The following is a 3,416-nucleotide window of genomic DNA, read 5'->3' as shown; positions in this document are numbered from 1 at the left end:
CGCCGGTGCCTCACCTTGCATAGATCTTCCCGCCCATTAGAATAGGCGAGCGGGATCCCAACTGACCAGGATTGAGGGATCGCCAACAGCAGATTAGCCGAACCGTCCGCTCACGTACTCTTCCGTTTCCCGATGGGCGGGAGAGTTAAAGATTTTCTCAGTGCGGTTAAACTCCACCAGCCGTCCGTAGCGAAACCCCTCTTCGTCGACTTCAGTGTTGAAGAAGGCGGTAAAGTCGGAGACCCGCGCTGCCTGCTGCATGTTGTGGGTAACGATAATGATCGTGTAGCGACGGCCCAGTTCCTTGAGCAACTCCTCAATGCGCAACGTGGAGATTGGATCCAACGAGGCACAGGGCTCGTCCATCAGGATCACCTCTGGTTGGATGGCCAAGGTGCGGGCAATGCAGAGGCGCTGCTGCTGTCCCCCCGAAAGGGAGAGGCCGCTCGTCTTCAACTTGTCTTTAACCTCGTCCCAGAGGACGGCCTGACGCAATGCGCGCTCTACCAGCTCATCCAAGTCTCCTTGGTAGCCGTTGACCCGTGGCCCAAAGGCAATGTTGTCGTAGATTGATTTGGGGAAAGGGTTGGGCTTTTGGAACACCAGGCCAACTCGCCGCCGCACTTCAGCAGGATCTACATCGGGATCGTAGATGTTTTTCCCGTGAAAAATTACGGATCCCTCTACTCTCGCCCCCGGGATCAGATCGTTCATGCGGTTAAAGCAGCGCAGCAAAGTACTCTTGCCGCAGCCCGAAGGGCCAATAAAAGCAGTGATGTGATTCTTGGGAATCTTCAGAGAAACCTGCTTCACCGCCAAATGAGAGCCGTAGTAAACACTGACTGCTTGCGTTTCCAGCTCAACAGTTAACTTGGCAGACTTCTTAGAGGAATCAGGAGTGCCGGGAAATGGAGGGCGCATAGGAATACCAGAGGTAGACGTTGCTTCAGAACCCAAACTCAAAATCGAAGAATAGTGAGGCAAAAATCTCAGAAGAACCAGATCAGATAGTAATGGTTTCCTGACGACGACTCAGCAGCAGCCGGAAACTGATCGTGGTGATCAAAACCAGAATCACCAAAGCCAAGGCTCCTCCCCAAGCAATTTTCTGCTGGTTCTCGAAGGGAACAATGGCAAAGTTGTAGATCAGCACCGCCAACGAGGCTACTGGCTTCAGCAGACCATTAGGCCATAGAAAGCTGAACAGAGCAGTAAAAATTAGAGGTGCAGTCTCCCCAGCTGCTCGGGCAATGGCCAAGGTCACTCCCGTCAGAACGACCGGCAAAGCAGCTGGCAAAACGACCCGAAACACAGTCTGCACCCGCGAAGCTCCCAAGGCGTAGGCGGCAGCCCGAGTGTCCGCCGGCACCAAGCGCAGAGCCTCCTCGCAGGAGAGGATGATGATCGGCAAAGTCAATACCGATAGAGCTACTCCGCCAGAAAGGGCAGAAAAGGTCTTGGTGGAAAGCACCAGCACCCCATAGGCGAACACGCCAGCGATGATGGAAGGAACCCCCGTCAGCACTTTGATAATGAAACGCAGAGATGATGCTGTAGAACTGTTCTGGCCGAACTCCGAGAGATAGATCGCAGCAAATAGACCAATAGGGAAAGTGATTGTAATGGCAATCGATACCACAATGATCGTTCCCAGCACAGCGTTGCCAAAGCCGCCTACCTGATCGCCAGGAGGAGGAGGAAGCTGGGTTAAGGTCTGCCAATTGAAGCGCTCAATGCCATTGACGAAAACATAGTAAAGGATGGAAGCGAGCACAACAATCGCAAAAATGCTGGAAGCAAAGATCAGGCCTGTCATCACCCAGTCCAGCACGACGCGCTTGGATCTGACTTTGCGTTTGAACAAATTGGCCTGTGCTGCCACTTGTGTCGCCATGTTCCTCTACTCCCGAGAAGCCGTCAAAGCAAACTTGACCTGACGAACCATCAGCTCAGCGATGATGTTGACCACCAGCGTAATGACCAGCAAGATCAAAGCCGCATACATCAGAGCCGAGATCTGCTCGTCGGCTGCTTCTGCAAACTCGCTGGCCAGCAATGCAGGGATGTTGCTGGCAGGGGCCAAAAGCGAGACTCTAATCCCCCGCGCATTGCCAATCAGCATTGCCACCGCCATGGTCTCGCCCAGGGCGCGTCCCAAACCCAGCACCACAGCCCCCAACATACCCCCAATCGCAGCCGGTAGTACCACTCCAAAAATGGCTTCCCATCGCGTAGCCCCCATCGCATAGGCAGCCGCGCGCAGCTCAGGAGGAACAGCCACCAAAACCTCTCTGGCGATGGCCGTGATGATGGGGATGATCATGATCCCCAAGACAACCCCTGCCGTCAGCATCCCCGGCCCAATCGGTGGTGTGCTGAAAATGGGAAGCCAATTGAAGTTCTCGTACAGGAACATCTGAACGGGGCGGAAGAAGGGGATGAAGACAAACAATCCCCAAATGCCGAACACCACACTGGGAATAGCCGCCAACAGCTCAACCACAATGATCAGAGCCAGACGCAAGGACTTCGGAAGAAAATCCTCGCTCAGAAAAATAGAGATGCCAAAGCTAAAAGGAACCCCCACAATCAGAGCGATGAGAGAAGTCACTAGCGTGCCGTAGATCTGTGGCCAGGCCCCATAGATATCCTCGACCGGATCCCAGGTGGTGTTCCAGAAAAAGCTTAGTCCAAACCTGTCTATAGCAGGTAAAGACTGAATGCCGATCTCCAGAGCAATCCAGAGCAGCAGGAAGGCCGAGAAAAACACGGCAATCCGCGTAGCCCAGATAAAAACCTGGTCGCGCCGGCGCTGGAAAACCGGCCGAGGCCGAAACATAGAACTGCTGTCAGAAAAAAAGGTATTCATCCGCCTGAAGCCAGAAGTGGTTGGTAAGAGTTTTTACGGGGTAATGCCTTCCAGCGCAGCCAGAGCTTTTTGCCGCGTTTCTTCCGGCAGAGGGACATATCCCAACTGCTCAGCGAAAGCCTGCCCCTCAGTAAGGCCGTAGCGGAGAAACTCTTTAACGGCCTTGGAAGTCTCGGCTTTGGGGTAAACCTTGTAGGCAAGGATCCAGGTGTAGCCCACAATAGGGTAAGAGTCTTCCCCAATAGGATCCGGATCGACCCCCAGCAAACGCTCGTCGAGCTGAATTCTGGCCAGCGCCGCTTTCTCCGTCTCGACGTTGGGAGTTACAAACTTGCCTGCCCGGTTTTCCAGACGGGCAATGTTCAGGTTGTTGAGCTTGGCAAAGCCGAATTCCACGTAGCCAATCGAGCCAGGAATTTGCTTGATCTGCTCGGAAACCCCTTCGTTCCCACGCGCCCCTACGCCGGTTGGCCAGTTTACCGAAGAGCCGCGACCCACCTTTTGCTTCCACTCTGGGCTAATAGCGCTGAGGTGAGTGGTGAAGATA

The 3,416-nt window shown here is 54.2% G+C and carries 3 protein-coding genes and 1 pseudogene; all 4 read right to left on the bottom strand.

Annotation, left to right across the window (positions count from 1 at the left end; translation table 11 throughout):
• Positions 1–93 precede the first annotated feature (93 nt).
• The gene (gene pstB, locus NW815_RS08810; RefSeq protein WP_414388053.1) at positions 94–921 is read right to left on the bottom strand and encodes a phosphate ABC transporter ATP-binding protein PstB; all 828 of its coding nucleotides are present in this window, start codon (positions 919–921) and stop codon (positions 94–96) included.
• Positions 922–1,003: 82 nt separating this feature from the next.
• Complete coding sequence (gene pstA / locus NW815_RS08805; RefSeq protein ID WP_414388052.1) at positions 1,004–1,894, bottom strand: phosphate ABC transporter permease PstA; 891 nt, start codon at positions 1,892–1,894, stop codon at positions 1,004–1,006.
• A 6-nt stretch (positions 1,895–1,900) separates the two neighbouring features.
• Complete coding sequence (gene pstC, locus NW815_RS08800; protein WP_414388051.1) at positions 1,901–2,839, bottom strand: phosphate ABC transporter permease subunit PstC; 939 nt, start codon at positions 2,837–2,839, stop codon at positions 1,901–1,903.
• 63 nt (positions 2,840–2,902) lie between these two features.
• Positions 2,903–3,416: pseudogene (locus tag NW815_RS08795) on the bottom strand (phosphate ABC transporter substrate-binding protein PstS); the annotation flags it as partial.

This window comes from Synechococcus sp. R6-7 (assembly GCF_047461695.1).
Classification (GTDB): Bacteria; Cyanobacteriota; Cyanobacteriia; order Thermostichales; family Thermostichaceae; genus Thermostichus.
The sequence above is the reverse complement of the archived record's forward strand: the minus strand, read 5'-3'. Positions and strand labels throughout refer to the sequence as shown.

Excerpts from the sequence above, each read along its gene's own strand:
- pstA (WP_414388052.1), bottom strand. The coding sequence starts at position 1,894 with ATGGCGACACAAGTGGCAGCACAGGCCAATTTGTTCAAACGCAAAGTC.
- pstB (WP_414388053.1), bottom strand. The coding sequence starts at position 921 with ATGCGCCCTCCATTTCCCGGCACTCCTGATTCCTCTAAGAAGTCTGCC.
- pstC (WP_414388051.1), bottom strand. The coding sequence starts at position 2,839 with ATGTTTCGGCCTCGGCCGGTTTTCCAGCGCCGGCGCGACCAGGTTTTT.